We start from the raw sequence: 18,782 nt of genomic DNA on the forward strand, positions 1-18,782 counted from the left end.
TTCTTGGTCGAAAACATTGTAACACGGGTCATGATGATGACCTATTTTCTTTTTACACAATTATATGGACTTAATCCATAGACTGCTCCTACGCGACCTTCTTCTCCTTCTCGCATTCAGTTTGGGCTCGTAGACTCCTTCTATTCGACCTTCTTCTCTTTCTTTCACCCGGTTTGGGCTCGTAGACTCCTTCTACGCAACCTTCTTCTCTTTCTTTCACCCGGTTTGGGCTCGTAGACTCCTTCTACGCGACCTTCTTCTCTTTCTTTCACCCGGTTTGGGCTCGTAGACTGCTCCTATGCAACCTTCTTCTCTTTCTTTCACCCGGTTTGGGCTCGTAGACTGCTCCTATGCAACCTTCTTCTCCGTCCCATAACCTTTTATGGCTATTAGATTTTTCTACTAACCAATTATCAAAAATCAATAACAGGATCCGTCTCACTTACCAACGACCTAAACCTCGACCAAGATATATTCCGGCCGGTGATGATGATTGCCACCTTTCGGCCTTTTAATTCACTTCCTACTTGTGGTAAACACGCGACTCCTGCTGCTCCAGAGGGTTCAACCATGTACTGGGAGTTGAGCATCAATTTCATGGCAGCAATGAGTTCTTTTTCGGAGACCGTTAGGATGCGATCAATATGTCTATGAATAATTGGAAACGTGATTGTCTCTGGCTCAATTGGTCCACTCAGCCCTTCCGCAATGGATGGCTTTAAATCTACCGAAATAGCCTTACCCACTTCATTCCAAACCGCAAATGTCGGACTATTTTCTGTCTGGACTCCCCAAACCTCTATTCTCGGATTCACTGCTTTTAGTGCCAAACACAAACCAGCGGTTAGTCCTCCGCCACCTAAGCAACTGATAACGATATCTACATCAGATAGGTCTTCTAAAATTTCTAGTCCAATTGTCCCCCCGGCCGCTATCATGGATGGATTATTATAAGCAGAAAGAAAAGTATAGCCCTTGTTCTCCGAAGCCTCTAATGCTGCCAGCCTCGCCTCCTCAATCGTATCAAAAAATGTAATCAAGGCACCAAATTGTTCCAACGCCTTTACTTTACTAGAATCTGCGTCCTTTGGTAAATACACTTGTGCGGGAATGTTTAGTTGATGAGCCGCATAGGCCAAACCAATCCCATGATTTCCGGCAGAAGGAGCAATCACTCCCCGTTCACGTTGCTCTTGATTTAAGGTTAATAGCTTATTAAAAGATCCACGAGCCTTAAAGCTTCCAGTTACCTGCAGATTTTCTAACTTCAAAAAGATGTTCGCAGCAAATAAACTACTTAATTCCCAATTGTATTCCAATGGGGTATGACGGATGTAGGGATAAATCCGTTCACGAGCCTCTTTGATATCCTGTAAATTGAGATTAGTATGCATCATAAACCCCATCCTCCTTGTCAGACCGTTTCTCCTTTTTTACAAAAAGGTTTGTTAAACTTCTGAATTTAGACCCTTTCCATGTAAGAACAAAGGGTATGATCAACCCCATACTGATAGCAATATATCCGTAAGTCAGGCTCGCTTCTCCAATAAAGGCAATCAAAAGTGACATAATAATCGATACAGTCAAACTCACAAACGAAACAGATGTCATCACCCTGCCGATGAACTTCTCCTCTACCTGCTCAAATAGCAGAAGCCTTGTGAGTACCTTTACCATCCCAATGAACATCCCCATCATCAGATACATGATGAAGGCAAAGGGCACACTGGTTGTTAAACTAAATAGAACGGTTGATAAAGCCGATAAGGAAATAGCTACTAAGACCACCCGTGAAATAGCATGATTTCTTACCCAAAGAGTACATAGGATTGCAGAAATAAGACTACCGAATCCTGCTCCACTATCAATGATTCCAAGTGAAATTCCATCACCTTTGAGCGTTTGATAATTAAAAGGAGCAATCAGTGTATTAATAGAATAGAAGAATGGCAGCACCATGCTGGTCGCTAAGGCGAAATAAAGTACCTTTTTGTTTTGAAAAATATAGATCCAGCCCTGTACCAGCTCTGATCTATATTGCTTGAGGGTAGGTTTCCCTTCTATTTCGCTTGCCGCTTTGTCCCCCTTAGTGTTGATTCCAACAAATAAAAATCCAGCCAAAATATAAACTAAACTAGCTGTAAAAATTGCTTCGGTCGTGCCTAGTCTATCCATTAACATTCCAGCAATGATAGCAGATGCCAACAGTCCCAACTGCCAAGCCCCCTGTACAAGGGAAATTCCTTGCTTGTATTCTTCTGGACTCAGGATTTCCTTCAAGATACTTTCTTTGAGAGGTTCTATAATAAACCAGATAACATAACTTAATAGAATGGAAACATAGAAAATAGATACATGAAAAAAACCAAAAGCTACGCAAGCCGGGATAATAACTATGGCAAGAAAACGCAAAAGATTACATAGAAATGCCAGCTTGATTTTATTAAAACGGTCAATTAACACCCCTAGAAATGGAGCAAGGACCATAGATGGCAATAAAGTCAGCACAAGCAGTTTTCCAATCTCGACAACCGATTCCGTCTTTTCAAGAACCATAACGATTGCGGTTAATCCATAGATCCCCTCCCCCAACACCCCAAACAAGGCAGCAAAGAAAAAGAAAAGAAAAGATTTATTTTTAAACAAAGAAAGATTACTCTTCATCCAACACTCCTCCAACGATTACTTTACATTAAGCATATTGGAGAAAAAGAAGGAATGGTAATACAGGATAGTCATACCTTCATAACGAAAAGTTATTAGACTAATTATAAAATTAATTTTACAATTGAGGAATATTTTAACATTGTAAACAGAAACATGATGAAATGAGGGAATCCTATGAATAAACAAATACATAGTTCGTTAAAGGTATTACTCGTTTCAGATTTGGAAAAATCTAAGAAGTTTTATGAAGAGGTTCTGGGATGCGAAGTCACCAATTGGTGGGCCATTCGCGATGGTTTTACAGGATTAGGGATAAAATTACTTCAAGCAAATGCACCGGAAGACGTCCACCCTAATAGGCCGGCAAAGGGATACCAACTACCCGTAGCCGATATTTATTGCTATGTAGAGAATTGGACTGCCTTAGATGAACTTTATGAAGAGTTTAAAACAAAAGGAGCTGAAGTGATTATTGAGCCCTGGATTGACCCTCAGTCAGGACCATGGAAAGAATTTGCCATCGTTGACCCTGATAACTACTGTCTTACATTTGGTGGCTCAGACAAATAACCTTCATTTTTCAGATAGGGATAAAAAGCCTTGTCTCACTACAACGAAACAAGGCTTCATTTATATTTCCTCAAGTGACCAAATTACCATTCGGTAAATAAAATAGATACCCAAATAAGCTCCTGTTAGTAGGAATAGTGGATTTAAGAATATGCCATGGATATTGGTCATGAATACCGTATCATCCTTTATGATTTCGTATATAGCTACGGATGAAATATTACCAAAAACAAGTGCTGATAAGATTGCGATTATATTAAATAACAAGCGGAGTTTTGGCTGAACTTTTTGCAAGATAGCCAAAAGTAGTGGTGCCAATATACTCCCTAAAATTAATATGAATTCCATAAAAAATCACCCCCCTACCATAATTGCCATTGTAGGGAGGTTAAAACCAAGCTTTGTGTATTCCTTGTAAAAAATGTTTACTGACAACTCCCACCGCTAAAGCAGTGGGGTTCTAGGGTATAGGGGAAAATGTTACCTCGTACACTTCTCAACGGTACCCTTATCTTTCCTTACGGAAAGAGTTTCTACCGAAACACTGGTGTACATTCTCCTAGAACATTAACGGACGTATTGCGTATAGCAAGGCACTTCTCCAAGCAGGCCTTAGACCCCTAGTGTGCTTATCATTCCGACTTCTCTTGGGCGTTGTCACGACCAATCAGATTTGTGTTTACGCTACAAACCAACGCAAAGTGTTACTAGATAATTGTTTTAGACGTTTAATCTCACGGTTATGTAGTTCAACAAAGATGTCCCATTGTGCGTTGCATAATTCCACGTTAACCGTATTGAGCGTTTCATTTGTGTTTCCGATTAAAAAAGCACTATATAAATCACGTTGAATCCGAAATTTTCCCACGTCGTTCCAACGTTCTGAAAGTTGCTTCTTGGTATACTCTCCAGTCAAATGATTGAACTGACTAGCCTTTGTAGCATAGGTATCTATCTTTTTAATTGACCGTCCTTGATATCCCAGTTTTCGGTCAATAATCGTTACTAGCATGGCAGGCGCATGATTCGCGATGGATTTACCAAACCGTTTCTTAGAGTTAATCTTGCCGTTTTTCTTATTTCGGGTCGTTTTCTTCGCTCGTTTTTGTAGCGATTGAAATCGCATGGTTTCCACTCGTACATCCGAACCAAGTGCTAAGATTTCGTTCGCTACCTTCTCATGGGACTGTTTTCTGTGGACAGCTATTTTACGAAACAGCTCTTTTCGCTCTCGGCGAAGTTGGAGATAACGCTTGGAATACGTCCACGTCTTTCTCCCTTTTTTAGTAGTGCTGTTCTCGTTATAGTTTTGAGGGTTAGTGGAGCGTTGTGATCGGTCCATTGCTCGCTGAATACATCGGAGTTTCTTCTCGTCAGCATGGCATTCTGGGGCTAGTTCTCGAAGTTGTACGGTTTTTTCACTACTAATGGCGATTGTAGAGGAACCAATGTCGATCCCTACGCGTTTGGTTTCATCATCGGCCACCTTACGATTTCGTTTTGTTGGAGGATAGCCTTCTTGAATAAGTTGGACAAAAAAGCGAACCTTGCCACGCACTTCACGCTTCATGATCCGCACGTACTTTGTCTTATCCATTAAGGCTAGGTGTGCATATTCATCCTTTGCTTTTGGTACAACAAGGATACAAAGCCGGCTCTTAGGCTTAGGGTGTTTCTTTGTAGGTTTTTCTCCCCAAAGAATGTTGCCATCTGCATACCGCAGGCCAGTAGCATTTGATTTGTTTTCAACAGAAATATCATCATCATACGATTTGAAGTGCACTTTTTTTGCTTTTCCAAAATGGAGTTTCTCGACTGCTTGAAAAGCCCTTGTAGCCAGTTTTTGCGCTTCAAAGCTACCGATATTTTCCTTGAATTTGCGCTGAACATTTCTCACGAAATCGTGCAAACCATATTCAGAAAAGCCATAGGCTAAACGTATCTCTGAAAGCTGTATGTCACGTCCTTTAGACTTAGGGTCCCGAAGCAAAGCACGATGCTCTTTATCCGCTTTGACACGTTTATGACGTTTGAGAGCTTCACCCACACAAGAATTGTAGACGTACCGAGCAATCTTGAATTTCTTTTCCAAACGGTGTTGTTGCCAAACTGGAATAATTAATGGGAGTTCGAGTGAATAAGTCGGTGTAGTCTTTCTTGCCATAGGTTTCAGCTCCTTTCTAGTTTCGCTTTTTCTGATTTTCAACGTATTGTTTTATCGTTTCACTCGATACATTTCCAGCAGTGGAAACAAAATAAGAACGTGTCCACAAACTCGGCAAGTGTTGTAGATGCGGAAATTCTTCACGCAATTGTTTAGAGGTCACTCCTTTTATTCTTGCCATCATGTTTGCAGGGCTTACTGTTGGCGGTGCGTTTAGAAACATATGGGCATGATCCTTGTCGCATTCTATTGCAACAACTCTAATTTTGAGAGATTCACATATTTCGTACACCATTTCTTTAAACCTTTGTTCTACTTTAAAATCAAGGAAAATCTTCCTTCTGTATCGAGGACAAAATACAAAATGATAGTTGATTAAGGATACGGTAGTACTAGTTCTTCTATATTCTTCCATACTTATATTTTATTAGTTTACTATTATTACTGCAACTTTGAATCAAAAAAGGACGTGATACTTTCAAATGCTTGAAGCACCACAAACCTTTCGGTTTATGTGGTACTCCGCATTTGACCTCACTATCATCCCATGTCTAAAGACGGGCTAACACCCTGCATGGGCTTTCTCGTTCGGAAAATCTGTAATTCTTGTACCCTATAACCGCAACTGTACGAAATTGCCTAGAATTTGGCCCCTCTACTAAAGTTACCCCTTGAAATCCACTTTTGTTAGCACTAGGAATTAATTGGTCTTCAATCATATTTTTTACCCCATCCCAGACCACACCATTTTTGCCATCACAAAGGGTAAGAACAAAAAATCCTCCTGGTTTTAATACCCGGTAAATTTCTGATAACGTCTCAGCTATGTTGTCCCAAAAGTAAATGGTATGTATGCTAAACACCTTGTCAAAGTAATCATTTGGAAATGGTAGTTTCTTTAGATTAGCATGAACCAATTTAGCTCTTTCTTCATTTATAGCTTTTTTATTTCTAAAGGCCGCGGACCGAATGACAGTAGGCGAAATATCCAAACCTACTATATGAGCTGCTAATGTTTGTTCGAGAATCAATTTCATTGCATAACCTGCACCACAGCCTAGTTCTAATACGTATTCCCTCTGGACAACTTTTAATAACTCAATTGTCCATAGAGTCTCAGGTTTATGCTGCCGCACCATTTTTTCACCGAAATAGGATCCAATTAGCCCTCGAGGCCTGCTATACTGACTATCAATAAATTCCTTCACTCGATTAATTAATCTCATAACTTCCCCTTTTAAAATAAATTTCATTTTTATAGTTTTTTTCCTAAGCCTTTCTAAGTTCCTACTTTCCACGACAAATGAAAATTTTGAGGATGAAAAAATACTTGCAGGTAATACTATTCTCGCATGTCATAAAAATAAAGGAGCATAAAAAATGAGAATAAAACTTTATGGATTAATAACTATAAGTTTATTGTTTGTTTTTCTCACTATTCAAAATGCTAATGCAGAATTACAACTACCACAAAATTATGGGGCCAAGGGAGCACTTCAGGATTCTTCAATTACTTTAGAAGAAGCACTAATTTATGCAATTCAGGATGAGTATCTTGCACAAGCAAGATATGATACGATTATTGCTAAATTTGGAGCTATACGACCTTTTACTCAAATTAAGGCAGCCGAGCAGCGGCATATTTCCGCCCTTCTTCCTTTATTTCAAAAGTACAATATTAAACTTCCAGAAGATAATGCAAAACAATACACAAAAACACCTAACACTTTAAAGGAAGCATTTCAAGCAGGGGTAGATGGAGAAATAGATAATATCGCTATGTATAATAAATTGTCATCAGCAGCGGGTATTCCCCAAGATGTCAAAGCAGTGATGCAACAACTGGGAAGAGCATCTCAAAATCATTTGGCTGCATTCAAAAGAGGAGTTAATCAAAATCAATAAAAAACAACTTCTCGGGGACAGTCCCCCGCTGCGTTAAAGCGCCGGAGGACTGTCCCCGAATATATTGGCTTTCAATAAATTCCTTCACTCGATTAATTAACCGTATGTTTTCAATTCTGCTTCTTGAACTTCGTAGTATTGGATATATCCTATTGATTTGTTGTTGTATTCTACAATACATGGACTAACATAATGTTTTCCTTCAATTTTAGGTCCATATTTTTTTAAAACTCATCTTGGTTTAACGGACGCTCTTCATAATATTGTATTACCTTAGGATCATTTAACCATGAAAACATCTTTTCAAGGTCGTCATGAGTCATCACTCTAATAAGTAATTCGTCATTCCTTATCATGTTCCTTCACCCTTTGTTCGCTAATACTATACATTAAACCCAATCTTCCGTTTTACTTCTTTTAAAAATGGAATACTCAATGCTCTTGCTTTTTCTGCTCCTTTTAGTAAAATTTCATCTAACTTTTCAGGAGACGCCATTAATTCATTGTATTTCTCACGGGGTTCTTCTAAATACCGGTTCATCACATGGAACAACTCTTTTTTCGCTTCCCCCCAACCAAATCCACGTAAATATTGCTCGCGCATCTGTTCTACTTCAATTGGAGAAGCGAATTCTTTATATAGGGTAAATAAAGTAGATGTTTCAGGGTCCTTTGGTGCTTCTGGTGGTAAGGAATCAGTTTTAATCTTATTAATAAGCTTTTGTAATTTCTTAGGCTCTTCAAAAAGTGGAATCGTATTGTTATAACTTTTACTCATCTTTCTGCCATCTAAACCTGGTAAGACAGCTGTTCCTTCTTGAACTTTATAATCAGGGAGTAAGAATGTATCTCCATAGACATGATTAAAACTCTCCGCAATATCTCTAGCGATTTCTACATGTTGTGTTTGGTCTTTTCCTACCGGTACTGTATTGGCCTTGAACAACAAAATGTCTGCTGCCATAAGGATTGGATACGTAAAGATGCCCATGTTCACGCCAAAATCTACGTCTCTATTCATTTCCTTATTTGTTTCAACTATCGCTTTATACGCATGAGCTCGGTTCAATAATCCTTTTGACGCAAAACAAGATAAGATCCAGTTCAGTTCAAAAATCTCAGGGACATCGGATTGCCTGTAAAAAATGACTTGATCAGGATCAAGTCCTAGAGCTAACCATGTGGCTGCAATTCCATAGGATAGTTGTCTAAATTCTTCAGCATGATGGATTTTGGTTAATCCATGGAAATCTGCCACAAAGTAAGCAGATTGGTAGCCAGGCAACTTAGCAAGTTCTAAAGCTGGTTTAATCGCTCCAATATAATTCCCTAAATGAATTTGTCCTGTCGGTTTAATTCCAGTTACGATCATTTTTTCCATGATATTTCCTCCCATTTTTGAAAACACAAAAAGGGCTACCCATCCAAAAAAGGACGAGTAACCCGTGGTGCCACCTTTATTCGTTTACATATGTAAACGCACTTAATCCGTACAGAAACAGTAAATTCGTTTCGATACTTAGTCCCTTTTAACGGTAAGACCCTCCGCTAGACCTACTACTTATTTCAATCAAGAAGCTCCGAAGCCCATTCAACCAAAGTCCCGTACTGATTCTCACCAACCATCAGCTCTCTGAAACGTTTATAAGGTCTACTCTTCTTCATCCACGCTTTTGTATATTAAATTAATAGTAAAATATGGATATTAAAAGGTCAAGCAATAGTAACAAGTTTCCTTAATCCTTTTGCGTAAGTCCTCGTCCAATGAGATTGGCCGAAACGGGTTTTTTTCCAATTTCTCTCGCCCAAATGGATATTTGTCCAACATGGTGGATTTCATGGACGAGAGCATGTCGCACGACCTCGCCCCAAGTAAAGATCTCCACAGTTCCATCGGGTTCGGGAATAGTAAGAATTCTTCCCTCCATACTCGCATCCCATGAATTCACAAATTCCTGGACGTCTTGACGAAATAATTCATTCAGCTCCCGGATTTTCTCTAAGCTTTGGTACTCCTCAAAATTCTCTTGAAAATCTGGCTGTCCCTGTAATAAGCGAATCCAGCTCCACTCCACATCGATAATATGGAAAAGTGTATGTAAGATCCCACCTACTCCTCCCGTTCGGACACGAAGCAATTCCTCCAATGGAACACCTTCACACCAGCGGAACCACTCTTCTCTGACCTGCCAATTGTATCGGAATAGTGTTTGCATTTTTTACCCCTTTCTAAAAATCTTAATCAAATGAAAAAACTCGAGCCTATCATTCTATTAAATCCTTCCAATATTTCCACGCATTTAAATAGTCATCTAGATCTTGTGGATGATGTTTTACACATGAAGCTATCCTAAGATATAAACCTATAAGAACCTCTTCATATAAAATATGAGTGGATTTCTTCACTTTATTACTTAAATGACTCGCTGCTGATTCAATAACCTCTGCGGTTAGATCTTCCGGTGAAGAACAGAAGGCATAAATTAAATCATAGAGAGGCTCACCAAACACAGGTGCTGGGTCAATAACACCCGTCAACTGGGCTGCATTCCAAACAAAATTATGTACACCTAAATCTCCATGCAATAAGAACGGAGAACTTGCTCTACTCTTTCTATTTGGACTATCTACTAATTTAACTACCAGATTTATGTCCTCTTTTTCTAAATATGAACCTACTATATTCGTGGCTTCCTTTACTCTTTGAAAGAGAAACATCTGCCATGATTCGGTTGGTTCATCTGCCCATCCCCAACCAATCGGATTAGGAACCTGTTTATAATGATTCAACAGTTTCTTTACTATTGATATAAGTAGCTCTCTTTTATTATTTCGATTGTAATTGGTAAAACCAGATATGAATTCATAGACGATGTATTGATAGGAGTCTTCAACATACAAAAGTTTAGGCAACAGGCTTACGTCTTTATAGAAATCTAGAAAATTTGCCTCTGCTTGAAGAATTTGGGGCTCGTTACCTTTAACTACAACTCTTACCCCATTACTGTTACTTAGCAGGTATAGCTGGCTAACCGTCCCGCCCTTTAATGGTTCACACTTAACGGCCTTAATAGGAATGATACTTTTACTAATTAAATCGCCAATGATTTTTTCAATATCCATGGCTGCTCCTTTCGCTAGGAATGTAGACTGCCAATATGTTCCCAGCCATAAATAAGCTCATTAAACTCCTCGCCACCCATTTCTATCTTAATGGAATCGATCCTTTTGCCCCCTAGAGCCTCATAGAAAAGCCGGGAGTTATTATCTTCGAGTACACATACAAGCATGGAATTAATCGATTGGTCTTGAAGTTCTTTGATAATTGGTTTAACTAACGCTTTCCCCAGCCCTCTGCCCTGATACTCTTTTAAAATATAAATCGCATATAATTCACCTGAAAAACCAGGATATTCTCCTGATCTTTCTTTTCCGCCAGATGAAAAACCAACGATAGTACCTTCATTATTTTCCGCAACATAAACACCGCCGTTTGGAATGGCGCTAATCCACAATTGTTCACGTTTTTCATAGGACAATTGATTTAAATAGTCTTCAGCCATAATGTTTGCATAGGTAGTCCTCCATGAATCCACGTGGACTTTGGCAATTCCCTTTGCATCGGATAAAGCAGCTTTTCTTATGTTCATAAAAGCACCTCATTTATGATCTTCTTGAAAAATAAACCTAAAACATATTAATTCCTCAATGGCAATTAACATTCCTGCACAATTTAGTTAGAAATGGACAAACTACAGGAAGATAGTTTATGAACTTTGAGGTGAAATATTGAAACAGATCGTTTTTATTAGACACGGACAAAGTCTTTATAATTTAGAGAATCGCTTTACTGGCTGGACAGATGTTGATCTTACTGATAATGGCTACAGCGAAGCGAGAGAAGCTGGAGCCATTTTAAAGAAGAATGGGTTTATTTTTGACATAGCACATACTTCCGTCTTAAAAAGAGCCATTAGAACGTTATGGATTCTGCTTCATGAGATGGATCTCGTGTGGATTCCTGTATATAAATCCTGGAGATTAAACGAAAGACATTATGGCGCTTTACAGGGGATGAATAAGGATGAAGTTATCGCGAATTATGGGGAAACACAAGTCAATGAATGGAGACGTTCAGCCAGCATCCGGCCTCCATTCATATCACCCGAGGGTCATGCTTTTGATCAAAAAGATCCTAAATTCGCGCAAATTATTCCAGAAAATATTCCTCTCACAGAAAGTCTTCTAGATACAGAAGAACGAACCTTGGTGTATTGGCATAGTAACATTGTTCCAAACTTGCAAAACAATCAACGGGTCATTATTTCTGCACATGGGAATACATTAAGGGCACTAGTAAAATATCTCGACAACATTCCCGACGATGGTGTCGTGAGTCTCAATATTCCTAATAGCATTCCCCTTGTCTATGAGTTAGACGATAATTTACATCCAATCAGACATTACTATCTTGATCAATATGGCGAGGTCCCCGAAGGTACAATCCCACGTCATATGGATTTAAGTAATCCTGAAATCCACGATTGGATTGGCTAGTTCTAAACCATAGCCCCAAGTCGATGCTTTTACCAACCTTTTCTACTTCGTAACGAAGTAATATGTGCAAGATGATGTTGCCCATGCCAAGCGTAAATGCCAATATTTTTCCCAACAGACACTTCTCCAGATTCTGGATGAATGAATGTTTTTTCAATATCACTAAAGGTTAAGGAGCGTAGGAGGGTCACCCAGCGTTTATGCAGAGCATCGAGCAACGATAATGAAATAGTAACTGGCAATGCAGAATCGGGAAGCTCTGCCCATTTCTCTTGATCATAAGGTTTGATAATCGGCTTGTCCTCTGTGAGCGCTAATTTAAAGCGTCCATATGCATTCAGATGACTGTCCGCCACATGATGTACTACCTGACGGACAGTCCAACCTCCCAATCGATAAGGTGTATCAAGCTGCTCATCATTTAAATCAATCACTGCATCGCGCAGTAACTCTGGTAACTTTTCTATATCATGAATCCAATTTTCTATGATGCTCTCCGTCATCTGACCTTCAAACTGAAATTTTCCAATTGGATAGTTTGCTTCCATCAACTCTTCCTCCCAATCTCTGAATTCTTACACTGTAATTTCGCCTATTTCTTCTACTAAATAGATTAACAATTTTTATAGTAAAAAATCGTTGCGGCTAATTCACCATTAGCCGATTTTGCATAGTTTGGAATTCGTCCCGCTTGAATATAACCTAACGAACTATAGAGTTTATTAGAGGGATCCCCCTCTCTTGTATCAAGAACAATTAATGTTCGCTCCATTTGTCTTGCAGTTTCCTCGGCCTTTTGCATAAGTAAACGGCCGATACCGTTACGACGGTATTCAGGGTGTGTCATTAATTTCGCAATTTCTACCCTATGGCTTCCATTCTGTTTCGTCGATAAGTGTAACTGAATACTCCCAACAATATGATTATTTAATATAGCCACAAACAAAATCACATCCGGGCTAAGAACGGTTTTCCAATAGTTTGCTGCATCCTGTTTCCTCATTGGTGGAAGAAAGCCTATTGAGGCTCCCTCATCTACAACTTTTACCAACAGTTTCGAAAGCTCATCAAGATGTTCTTCAATCAACGTTAGTTCTTCAATTTTCATTTCGATTCACCTCTTTATGAACTATATATACTAAGCATGACGAGTTTAAGTTAATAAAGTTTCATTACTATCTCTTAAAAAGCCGTTCTACCTCAAGTTTTAATTGATCAAGCAATTGAAAGCTTGACTGTAGGCCAAGGCTTTCTATTATATGGGTATAGTACCACTCTTGCTGCTCTTTCCCCCGTTTAAATCTCCCCCAAACCTGTTCACCGAATTGTTCTATATCGCTGGCAATTGATCTGATATTATGCAGTTTATCCGCACAGGCAACAACCCGTATTTCTTCGGGGGCGGACTTTAGGTACTCAATCGTATGCTTCTTTCGTTCCTCCCAAGAAAGAGATTTATTAGGCTCTGAACATCCCTCTACCATTTGAGCAATATTCCGGCCAAACAATTGCTCGATATCTTGTAAGGAAAGCTCGGTGTCCTCAACGGTATCATGTAAGATTCCTGCTGCAACCAACTCTTCACTATAGCCCGCCTTCATTAGAATCATCCCAACTGCCACTGGATGAGTGATATAAGGAATGTCGGTGCCTTTCCTATACTGTTTTTCATGTGCCTTTGCAGCCGTTTTTAGTGCTTTTTCAATAACATCCACATAGTTTCCTTCTCTCTATTCATTTTTTGGTGCTGTAAACTCAATATTTCGTGCATCTGCTTGTGCTGGCGAGGATTCTTTGATTCCACCCTTTAGCCAAACGACGATCTCTTGTCCTTTCTCATATTTAGAAATATCTCCATATTCATGCAATGTGACCCATACCAGCCCCGATTTTTTATCTTCCATTAAAATTCGCTTATGATCATAATCCACTTCTGTAATGACGCCCTTTAGATCGACCTTTCCTTTTACCGCGTGTTCCCCATTACAACCTAATAATGTAAAACCCACACTTACTAGTAGCAACCACAGCAAGAGTAATTTTTTCATAGTGGAACTCCCCCTATTTATCATTACTAGTATTCTGTTTTAGACCAAAAATCTCCTGTTTTCTCCAAAAAACAGGCCACGAATCTATACGATTAGCGGCCTCAGTTTGCATCTATTTATTCAACTCTACTGTTAGCAGTTTAATAGCTTCCATTACACTTTTTACATTTTCTTCATCATTCATGTTATTTCTAGCATGGAGCAGAACAGGGCGAACTGATTCTACAGAGCGACCAAACTCATACATCCATTCATAGCGGGGGACCATCCATGTGTGGAAATGGTGGGTTGTATCTTCATTATAAAAATAGTAAACATTTTCAATTCCTAATACTTCTCTTTGTGCTCTTCTAATCTTTGTAAGAAGATTTATGTAATCAAGCTTTTCTTCTTCCGTTAATTCATCAAAACATTTGATATGTCGCTTGGACGCTAGGATGATTAGCCCTTTGATCGGATAGGCCACATCCTGGTGTGCATGGAAATGTTCCGTTTCCACGACGACTCCCCCATCAGGCTCAATCATTCCGCTCGTTAATGCACAACTCAAGCATTCAACCTCTACTGTGTTCCCGTTAGATAAAGTTATTTTTCTCACAACTGTTCCCCCTTCGGCTCCATCCCATTAGTGCCCATATATTTATATACTGCTAGAAATCATACAACAAAAGTAAATTTTAGTAAAATAATAGAATGTTTTCCTTTAAATACAATAATAGGAGTAGGAAGACGAACTCCTACTCCTATAAATTAACTCAAGTATTCTAAAATCTTTTTCACCGCATTTTCCCCTTGGTCAATACAGTCCGGTATTCCTACACCTTCATAGGAGCCTCCCGCAAGAAAAACACCCGGCAATTCCTTTGTAAGAGATTCCTTTACGCTTTTCATCCGCTCAATATGGCCGACATTGTATTGAGGCATTGCTTTTTTCCAACGGGTGATAATGTGAAACAAAGGCTTCTCGGTAATGTTCATCGTTTTATTTAAATCCCTTAAAGCAATATTTATGATTTCCTCATCAGATAAATCCACTGCGGCTTGATCATTTGGTTTCCCAACATAACAGCGTAATAATGCCATATCCTTTGGTGTTGTCCCTGGCCATTTTTTATGTGTCCACGTGCAGGCGGTAATCCGAAAATCACTGTTTCTTGAGACTAAAAATCCTGTTCCATCAATATCTTGCTTGATTGCGGACTTTGGAAAAGCCATGGCTACGTTTGCTACTGAATAGGAAGGCATATCAGCAAAAGTGCTCATAAAAGGATAATCAGAAAGCATCCTTTGTGCATGGAAATGTTCTGTGGCAATGACTACACTGTCCGCGTTTTCGACCATTCCATTTGCTAAGGTAATCACATAGTGGTCTTGATTTCTTATTATCTTGTCTACAGGTGTACCTTTTTGAACAGATCCCTCGTCCATGCGCTTTACCACTTCTTCGACCAATGATTCCAGACCGGTAGATAAGGAAATAAACATCCCTTTTTTAGAAGGTTCCTTTTTAGCAGATTTTGGTGGTGCTGGCATCGTTTTTTTCAAACCGAGAACAAGACTTCGATGTTTTTGTTCCATATGATAGAACATTGGGAACAAAGACATTAAGCTTAAGCGATCGATATCACCTGCATAAATACCAGACAATAAAGGGTCAATTAAGTTATCGACAATCTCATCGCCAAGCCTTCTTCTAAAAAACTGCCCCAAGGACTGATCCGTCTTTTCTTTGCCCTTTGGTAAAATAAAATCACCAGCCGCCCGTAGTTTTCCTAATGGAGAAAAAAGACCCGAAAGCGCAAACGGCGTAACCTGCGTTGGGATGCCCATAAAAGCCCCCTCCGGCATGGAGTGGATTTTTCCTCTTGCATATATATAGGATTTACCAGCTGTATTCGAGACCACTTTATCCTCTAGCCCAACTTCTTTAATTAATTTAAGTGCACTTGTTTTCCGTGCCAGAATAGAATCGGGTCCTTTTTCAACAATAAACCCGTCCTTTTTCACTGTGTTAATCACACCACCAAAACGGTTACTTGCCTCAAAAAGCTTAACTTCAAGCGGCAACGATTGTTCCCTTATTTCTTTTTGCAGGTAATATGCAGTAGCTAAACCGGTTATACCTCCACCAATAATAACAACTTTCTTTTTCTCCATTGTAGATACCAGCTCCAGTAAAAGATATATATACAAAGTTTGTTAAATTCTTCACAAATTAGTGCTTTTTTAAAGAGAAAGCATACCTTTCTCCTACATCCTCATTTTAAACGATTACCTAATGAAAAAATGAATTTTTTTAACATGTTCCTAAAAAGTTCACTTTCTGGGGTCAGTCCCCCGCCGCTTTAATGTATTGAAATATGTTCCCCATAAAAAAACAAAGAGAACTCTAGATATTAAATTAATTATTATCAGAGCCCTCATTTACTTAATAAACTCCCTATGAGTAGCTAACATTCAATTTAATCGAATGAAAGCCGATAAGCCTTCACGATAATCCCGTCGCCTGCAGGTTCAAAATCGAATTGTGGCAAGCGCTCAAAACCGAGTCTTTCATACAGTCTCTGAGCGCTTTCCATAAATTCTCCGGTATGTAACCCAATCGATGCATACCCTTTCTCCTTAGTCCTACGAATGCATTCTGCAATTAACGCAGTTGCCACACCTTTTCCTCTTGCTTCCGGTGTAACAGCAAGCATACGAATTTCAGGATAGTCTAAAGCATCTATATACCCGTTGTATGCATCCGTTTTAGCCGGGAATAGAGCCACACTACCAAGGATTTTCCCATCTAATTCAGCTACGATTCTCTCAACTCCTAGCTGTACATCAGCTTCTGAAGAAATCGCTTGCTTAAGAGCTTTCCAATGCCCTACGGGAATACGCTTGGCATGTTCTTTGTAGGAGTTAACTCTTTGTTCTCGGATGAACATACCTTCATCCTCATTTGCATCACGGATCATCATTATTTCACCAGCTTTCCCATTTGTTTTCACCTTAGTAGATGAAGAATTTTTCCCTTTTATTACTTAATGTCTGACGATCATGCTCTGAATCAAGACCCGAAAGATCCGGCCCCTTCGGCAAGATATTTTGCCCCTTTTGATCGTTGGTGGCAATATGGTTCGATAAATGATAATGCCTTTTTATCGCATCAAAATCAGTCGTATCCCCGAAACCAGGAGTTTGATATAAATCTCTCAAGTAACCCCAAAGGTTAGGAAAATCAACTATCCGATTCCGATTGGCTTTAAATGCTGAGTAATAGGCTGCATCAAAGCGAACTAGCGTGGCATAAAGCCGCACATCGGCATCAGTAATATAATCTCCTAATAAAAATCGTTTGGTAGCAAGGCGCTGTTCCAATTCATCTAATCTATTAAATAAGGTGTCATAGGCTTCTTCGTAAGCCTCTTGTGACCGCGCAAAGCCGCACTTATACACCCCATTGTTTACCTCATGAAAAATCACATCATTCAATGCATCAATTTCATCCCGTAAATGCTCCGGGTATAAATTGGGAGCCTTTTCCTTGTGAAATGGCTCCCACACAGTTTCTAGATAGTTTGTAAGTTTAAAATAATCATTGTTGACGACTCTTTGCTCCTTAATGTCTATCATCACTGGAACAGTTGGCCGTCCCGTGTAGTCAGGATCTGTCTTAAGGTACAACTCACTCATATAGCGCACACCTAATACTGGATCCACACCATTCGGGTCCAAAGAAAACTCCCAGTCCACATGGGGAAGCTTAGGACGCATGGGGCTTGCCGTTCCTAGACTAATAACCTCTTCTAAACCTAGTATTCTTCGAACAATCACAGACCGGTGTGCCCACGGGCAAACAGCAGACCATAATAATCGGTACCTTCCTGCCTCAACTGGTAGCTCGCCATCCTTATTTCCAAATGGAGTTGTAAATCTATTCGTTTGGCGTTTAAACGCACCATCTGAGGAGATCTCCTGAACCGGCTCTTTCTTTTCGTTAAGTGACATTTTTATTCACCCTTCCATATTGAGCATATGACTTTACATCATTTTAACTGTAATATGGTTGTAAATGGAAGCAATAACATTAAATGTTTGTTCACTAGACACCGAAGCATTTTAATAGAAAAATAAGATTAAACCTGCTTTACCAGAGCAGAAATTGACAGGATTTAAAATTCTTAGGCTGTTAGCATGTAAGTTAAGGAGTGATCTATATGGGATGGGTTGAATCATTGCAGAGAGCGATTGATTTTATGGAGGAGCACCTGCTTGATGAGATTTCAATTGAGGAGATTGCAAAGCAGGCACATGTATCTGAATTTCACTTTCAACGAACGTTTGCGATTTTAACAGATATTTCTGTGGGAGAATATCTTCGTCGAAGACGTTTAACGTTTGCTGCTCAGGAATTATCTACTACAAACAGCAAAATCATTGATATTGCCCTGAAATATGGTTACGACACTCCGGAGGCTTTTTCAAAAGCATTTCGCAGACAGCATGGACTTACCCCTAGCCAAGATTTGAAGTTCATGGGCCGATGCCAGATGCTATGCAGAATGCTTGGAAACAGATCTTCTCAGAGTGGTTCCCGTCCTGTCAATACCAGCATGCAGGCACACCTGAATTAGAGGTATATTTTGACGGAGATCCTTGGGGACCTGGTTATTACTCTGAAATTTGGATTCCATTAAAATAAGTTACGTTAACGGCAGCCTTTTTTTGGCTGCCGTTTTATTGTAGTGCTCTTTTAGATTGCTTTTCTTAAGTATTCGCTCATATAATTTGAAATTCGCTCATTAGCTAGTTAGATTCGCTCATAAACCATTGGAATTCGCTCATAAATTTCCAAAATTCGCTCATAGACCTTTTATAAATCA

Annotated in this window: 22 protein-coding genes, 1 pseudogene and 1 other annotated feature; of the genes and pseudogenes, 4 read left to right on the forward strand and 19 right to left on the reverse strand. The window is 39.4% G+C overall.

What is annotated here, in order from left to right; translation table 11 throughout:
• Positions 1 to 413: 413 nt before the first annotated feature.
• Positions 414 to 1,397 carry a threonine ammonia-lyase gene (locus tag AC3A54_RS19705; protein ID WP_487655847.1) on the reverse strand — a complete coding sequence of 328 codons (984 nt, stop codon included), beginning with the start codon at positions 1,395 to 1,397 and terminating at the stop codon, positions 414 to 416.
• Positions 1,384 to 2,664 carry an MFS transporter gene (locus AC3A54_RS19710; protein WP_487655848.1) on the reverse strand — a complete coding sequence of 427 codons (1,281 nt, stop codon included), beginning with the start codon at positions 2,662 to 2,664 and terminating at the stop codon, positions 1,384 to 1,386. The genes AC3A54_RS19705 and AC3A54_RS19710 overlap by 14 nt, the downstream gene beginning before the upstream one ends.
• A 177-nt stretch (positions 2,665 to 2,841) precedes the next feature.
• On the opposite strand from AC3A54_RS19710, the gene AC3A54_RS19715 reads away from it, so the two are divergent.
• The gene (locus AC3A54_RS19715; RefSeq protein ID WP_487655849.1) at positions 2,842 to 3,237 is read left to right on the forward strand and encodes a VOC family protein; all 396 of its coding nucleotides are present in this window, start codon (positions 2,842 to 2,844) and stop codon (positions 3,235 to 3,237) included.
• A gap of 60 nt (positions 3,238 to 3,297) precedes the next feature.
• Here AC3A54_RS19715 and AC3A54_RS19720 read toward each other — a convergent pair whose 3' ends face one another.
• From AC3A54_RS19720 to AC3A54_RS19735, 4 genes are all read right to left on the reverse strand, one after another.
• Entirely contained in the window at positions 3,298 to 3,585 is a 288-nt protein-coding gene (locus AC3A54_RS19720) for a transposase (RefSeq protein WP_487655850.1), read from the reverse strand.
• A gap of 331 nt (positions 3,586 to 3,916) precedes the next feature.
• Positions 3,917 to 5,401, reverse strand: coding sequence for a nuclease/transposase family protein (locus AC3A54_RS19725; RefSeq protein WP_487655851.1), 1,485 nt, complete (start codon positions 5,399 to 5,401; stop codon positions 3,917 to 3,919).
• 16 nt (positions 5,402 to 5,417) lie between these two features.
• Complete coding sequence (tnpA, locus tag AC3A54_RS19730) at positions 5,418 to 5,816, reverse strand: IS200/IS605 family transposase (protein ID WP_487655852.1); 399 nt, start codon at positions 5,814 to 5,816, stop codon at positions 5,418 to 5,420.
• A gap of 136 nt (positions 5,817 to 5,952) precedes the next feature.
• Positions 5,953 to 6,627: a class I SAM-dependent methyltransferase gene (locus AC3A54_RS19735; protein WP_487655853.1), complete on the reverse strand. Its 675-nt coding sequence runs from the start codon at positions 6,625 to 6,627 to the stop codon at positions 5,953 to 5,955.
• Positions 6,628 to 6,781: 154 nt separating this feature from the next.
• Between AC3A54_RS19735 and AC3A54_RS19740 the strand changes: the two genes are divergently transcribed.
• Entirely contained in the window at positions 6,782 to 7,306 is a 525-nt protein-coding gene (locus AC3A54_RS19740; RefSeq protein ID WP_487655854.1) for a DUF2202 domain-containing protein, read from the forward strand.
• 224 nt (positions 7,307 to 7,530) lie between these two features.
• Here the strand turns inward: AC3A54_RS19740 and AC3A54_RS19745 are convergent, their stop codons facing one another.
• The 5 genes from AC3A54_RS19745 to AC3A54_RS19765 form a co-directional block, all read right to left on the reverse strand.
• The gene (locus AC3A54_RS19745) at positions 7,531 to 7,662 is read right to left on the reverse strand and encodes a hypothetical protein (RefSeq protein ID WP_487655855.1); all 132 of its coding nucleotides are present in this window, start codon (positions 7,660 to 7,662) and stop codon (positions 7,531 to 7,533) included.
• 26 nt (positions 7,663 to 7,688) lie between these two features.
• Positions 7,689 to 8,687, reverse strand: coding sequence for a tryptophan--tRNA ligase (locus AC3A54_RS19750; RefSeq protein ID WP_487655856.1), 999 nt, complete (start codon positions 8,685 to 8,687; stop codon positions 7,689 to 7,691).
• 46 nt (positions 8,688 to 8,733) lie between these two features.
• Positions 8,734 to 8,983: a binding site (T-box leader), on the reverse strand.
• A gap of 59 nt (positions 8,984 to 9,042) precedes the next feature.
• The gene (locus AC3A54_RS19755; protein ID WP_487655857.1) at positions 9,043 to 9,522 is read right to left on the reverse strand and encodes a DinB family protein; all 480 of its coding nucleotides are present in this window, start codon (positions 9,520 to 9,522) and stop codon (positions 9,043 to 9,045) included.
• 49 nt (positions 9,523 to 9,571) lie between these two features.
• Positions 9,572 to 10,429, reverse strand: coding sequence for an aminoglycoside phosphotransferase family protein (locus AC3A54_RS19760; RefSeq protein WP_487655858.1), 858 nt, complete (start codon positions 10,427 to 10,429; stop codon positions 9,572 to 9,574).
• A gap of 14 nt (positions 10,430 to 10,443) precedes the next feature.
• A complete protein-coding gene (locus tag AC3A54_RS19765; RefSeq protein ID WP_487655859.1) occupies positions 10,444 to 10,956 on the reverse strand; it encodes an N-acetyltransferase family protein in 513 nt (170 codons plus the stop codon).
• Between the two features lie 139 nt (positions 10,957 to 11,095).
• Between AC3A54_RS19765 and gpmA the strand changes: the two genes are divergently transcribed.
• On the forward strand, positions 11,096 to 11,863 hold the full coding sequence (gene gpmA / locus AC3A54_RS19770; RefSeq protein ID WP_487655860.1) for a 2,3-diphosphoglycerate-dependent phosphoglycerate mutase: 768 nt from the start codon (positions 11,096 to 11,098) through the stop codon (positions 11,861 to 11,863).
• A gap of 29 nt (positions 11,864 to 11,892) precedes the next feature.
• Here the strand turns inward: gpmA and AC3A54_RS19775 are convergent, their stop codons facing one another.
• From AC3A54_RS19775 to AC3A54_RS19810, 8 genes are all read right to left on the reverse strand, one after another.
• A complete protein-coding gene (locus AC3A54_RS19775) occupies positions 11,893 to 12,411 on the reverse strand; it encodes a YfiT family bacillithiol transferase (protein WP_487655861.1) in 519 nt (172 codons plus the stop codon).
• A gap of 65 nt (positions 12,412 to 12,476) precedes the next feature.
• Positions 12,477 to 12,971 carry an N-acetyltransferase family protein gene (locus AC3A54_RS19780; protein ID WP_487655862.1) on the reverse strand — a complete coding sequence of 165 codons (495 nt, stop codon included), beginning with the start codon at positions 12,969 to 12,971 and terminating at the stop codon, positions 12,477 to 12,479.
• A gap of 67 nt (positions 12,972 to 13,038) precedes the next feature.
• Positions 13,039 to 13,578: an HD domain-containing protein gene (locus AC3A54_RS19785; protein WP_487655863.1), complete on the reverse strand. Its 540-nt coding sequence runs from the start codon at positions 13,576 to 13,578 to the stop codon at positions 13,039 to 13,041.
• A gap of 15 nt (positions 13,579 to 13,593) precedes the next feature.
• On the reverse strand, positions 13,594 to 13,911 hold the full coding sequence (locus AC3A54_RS19790) for a DUF3221 domain-containing protein (protein WP_487655864.1): 318 nt from the start codon (positions 13,909 to 13,911) through the stop codon (positions 13,594 to 13,596).
• A 112-nt stretch (positions 13,912 to 14,023) separates the two neighbouring features.
• On the reverse strand, positions 14,024 to 14,509 hold the full coding sequence (locus tag AC3A54_RS19795) for an HIT family protein (protein ID WP_487655865.1): 486 nt from the start codon (positions 14,507 to 14,509) through the stop codon (positions 14,024 to 14,026).
• A gap of 152 nt (positions 14,510 to 14,661) precedes the next feature.
• Complete coding sequence (hemY, locus tag AC3A54_RS19800; protein ID WP_487655866.1) at positions 14,662 to 16,068, reverse strand: protoporphyrinogen oxidase; 1,407 nt, start codon at positions 16,066 to 16,068, stop codon at positions 14,662 to 14,664.
• 305 nt (positions 16,069 to 16,373) lie between these two features.
• Positions 16,374 to 16,877 carry a GNAT family N-acetyltransferase gene (locus AC3A54_RS19805; RefSeq protein ID WP_487655867.1) on the reverse strand — a complete coding sequence of 168 codons (504 nt, stop codon included), beginning with the start codon at positions 16,875 to 16,877 and terminating at the stop codon, positions 16,374 to 16,376.
• A gap of 31 nt (positions 16,878 to 16,908) precedes the next feature.
• On the reverse strand, positions 16,909 to 17,907 hold the full coding sequence (locus tag AC3A54_RS19810) for a glutathione S-transferase family protein (RefSeq protein ID WP_487655868.1): 999 nt from the start codon (positions 17,905 to 17,907) through the stop codon (positions 16,909 to 16,911).
• Positions 17,908 to 18,116: 209 nt separating this feature from the next.
• Between AC3A54_RS19810 and AC3A54_RS19815 the strand changes: the two are divergent.
• Positions 18,117 to 18,601: pseudogene (locus AC3A54_RS19815) on the forward strand (AraC family transcriptional regulator).
• Positions 18,602 to 18,782 lie beyond the last annotated feature (181 nt).

The sequence above is a fragment of the Neobacillus sp. Soil_C_43 genome (assembly GCF_057656715.1).

Bases quoted from the DNA above. Each gene is read 5' to 3' on its own strand.
- hemY (WP_487655866.1), bottom strand. From the start codon at position 16,068: ATGGAGAAAAAGAAAGTTGTTATTATTGGTGGAGGTATAACCGGTTTA.
- AC3A54_RS19715 (WP_487655849.1), top strand. From the start codon at position 2,842: ATGAATAAACAAATACATAGTTCGTTAAAGGTATTACTCGTTTCAGAT.
- AC3A54_RS19790 (WP_487655864.1), bottom strand. From the start codon at position 13,911: ATGAAAAAATTACTCTTGCTGTGGTTGCTACTAGTAAGTGTGGGTTTT.
- AC3A54_RS19780 (WP_487655862.1), bottom strand. From the start codon at position 12,971: ATGAAAATTGAAGAACTAACGTTGATTGAAGAACATCTTGATGAGCTT.
- AC3A54_RS19720 (WP_487655850.1), bottom strand. From the start codon at position 3,585: ATGGAATTCATATTAATTTTAGGGAGTATATTGGCACCACTACTTTTG.
- AC3A54_RS19750 (WP_487655856.1), bottom strand. From the start codon at position 8,687: ATGGAAAAAATGATCGTAACTGGAATTAAACCGACAGGACAAATTCAT.
- AC3A54_RS19765 (WP_487655859.1), bottom strand. From the start codon at position 10,956: ATGAACATAAGAAAAGCTGCTTTATCCGATGCAAAGGGAATTGCCAAA.
- AC3A54_RS19725 (WP_487655851.1), bottom strand. From the start codon at position 5,401: ATGGCAAGAAAGACTACACCGACTTATTCACTCGAACTCCCATTAATT.
- AC3A54_RS19710 (WP_487655848.1), bottom strand. From the start codon at position 2,664: ATGAAGAGTAATCTTTCTTTGTTTAAAAATAAATCTTTTCTTTTCTTT.
- AC3A54_RS19735 (WP_487655853.1), bottom strand. From the start codon at position 6,627: ATGAGATTAATTAATCGAGTGAAGGAATTTATTGATAGTCAGTATAGC.
- AC3A54_RS19810 (WP_487655868.1), bottom strand. From the start codon at position 17,907: ATGTCACTTAACGAAAAGAAAGAGCCGGTTCAGGAGATCTCCTCAGAT.
- AC3A54_RS19705 (WP_487655847.1), bottom strand. From the start codon at position 1,397: ATGATGCATACTAATCTCAATTTACAGGATATCAAAGAGGCTCGTGAA.
- AC3A54_RS19740 (WP_487655854.1), top strand. From the start codon at position 6,782: ATGAGAATAAAACTTTATGGATTAATAACTATAAGTTTATTGTTTGTT.
- AC3A54_RS19755 (WP_487655857.1), bottom strand. From the start codon at position 9,522: ATGCAAACACTATTCCGATACAATTGGCAGGTCAGAGAAGAGTGGTTC.
- AC3A54_RS19805 (WP_487655867.1), bottom strand. From the start codon at position 16,877: ATGATGATCCGTGATGCAAATGAGGATGAAGGTATGTTCATCCGAGAA.
- AC3A54_RS19745 (WP_487655855.1), bottom strand. From the start codon at position 7,662: ATGATAAGGAATGACGAATTACTTATTAGAGTGATGACTCATGACGAC.
- AC3A54_RS19760 (WP_487655858.1), bottom strand. From the start codon at position 10,429: ATGGATATTGAAAAAATCATTGGCGATTTAATTAGTAAAAGTATCATT.
- AC3A54_RS19775 (WP_487655861.1), bottom strand. From the start codon at position 12,411: ATGGAAGCAAACTATCCAATTGGAAAATTTCAGTTTGAAGGTCAGATG.
- tnpA (WP_487655852.1), bottom strand. From the start codon at position 5,816: ATGGAAGAATATAGAAGAACTAGTACTACCGTATCCTTAATCAACTAT.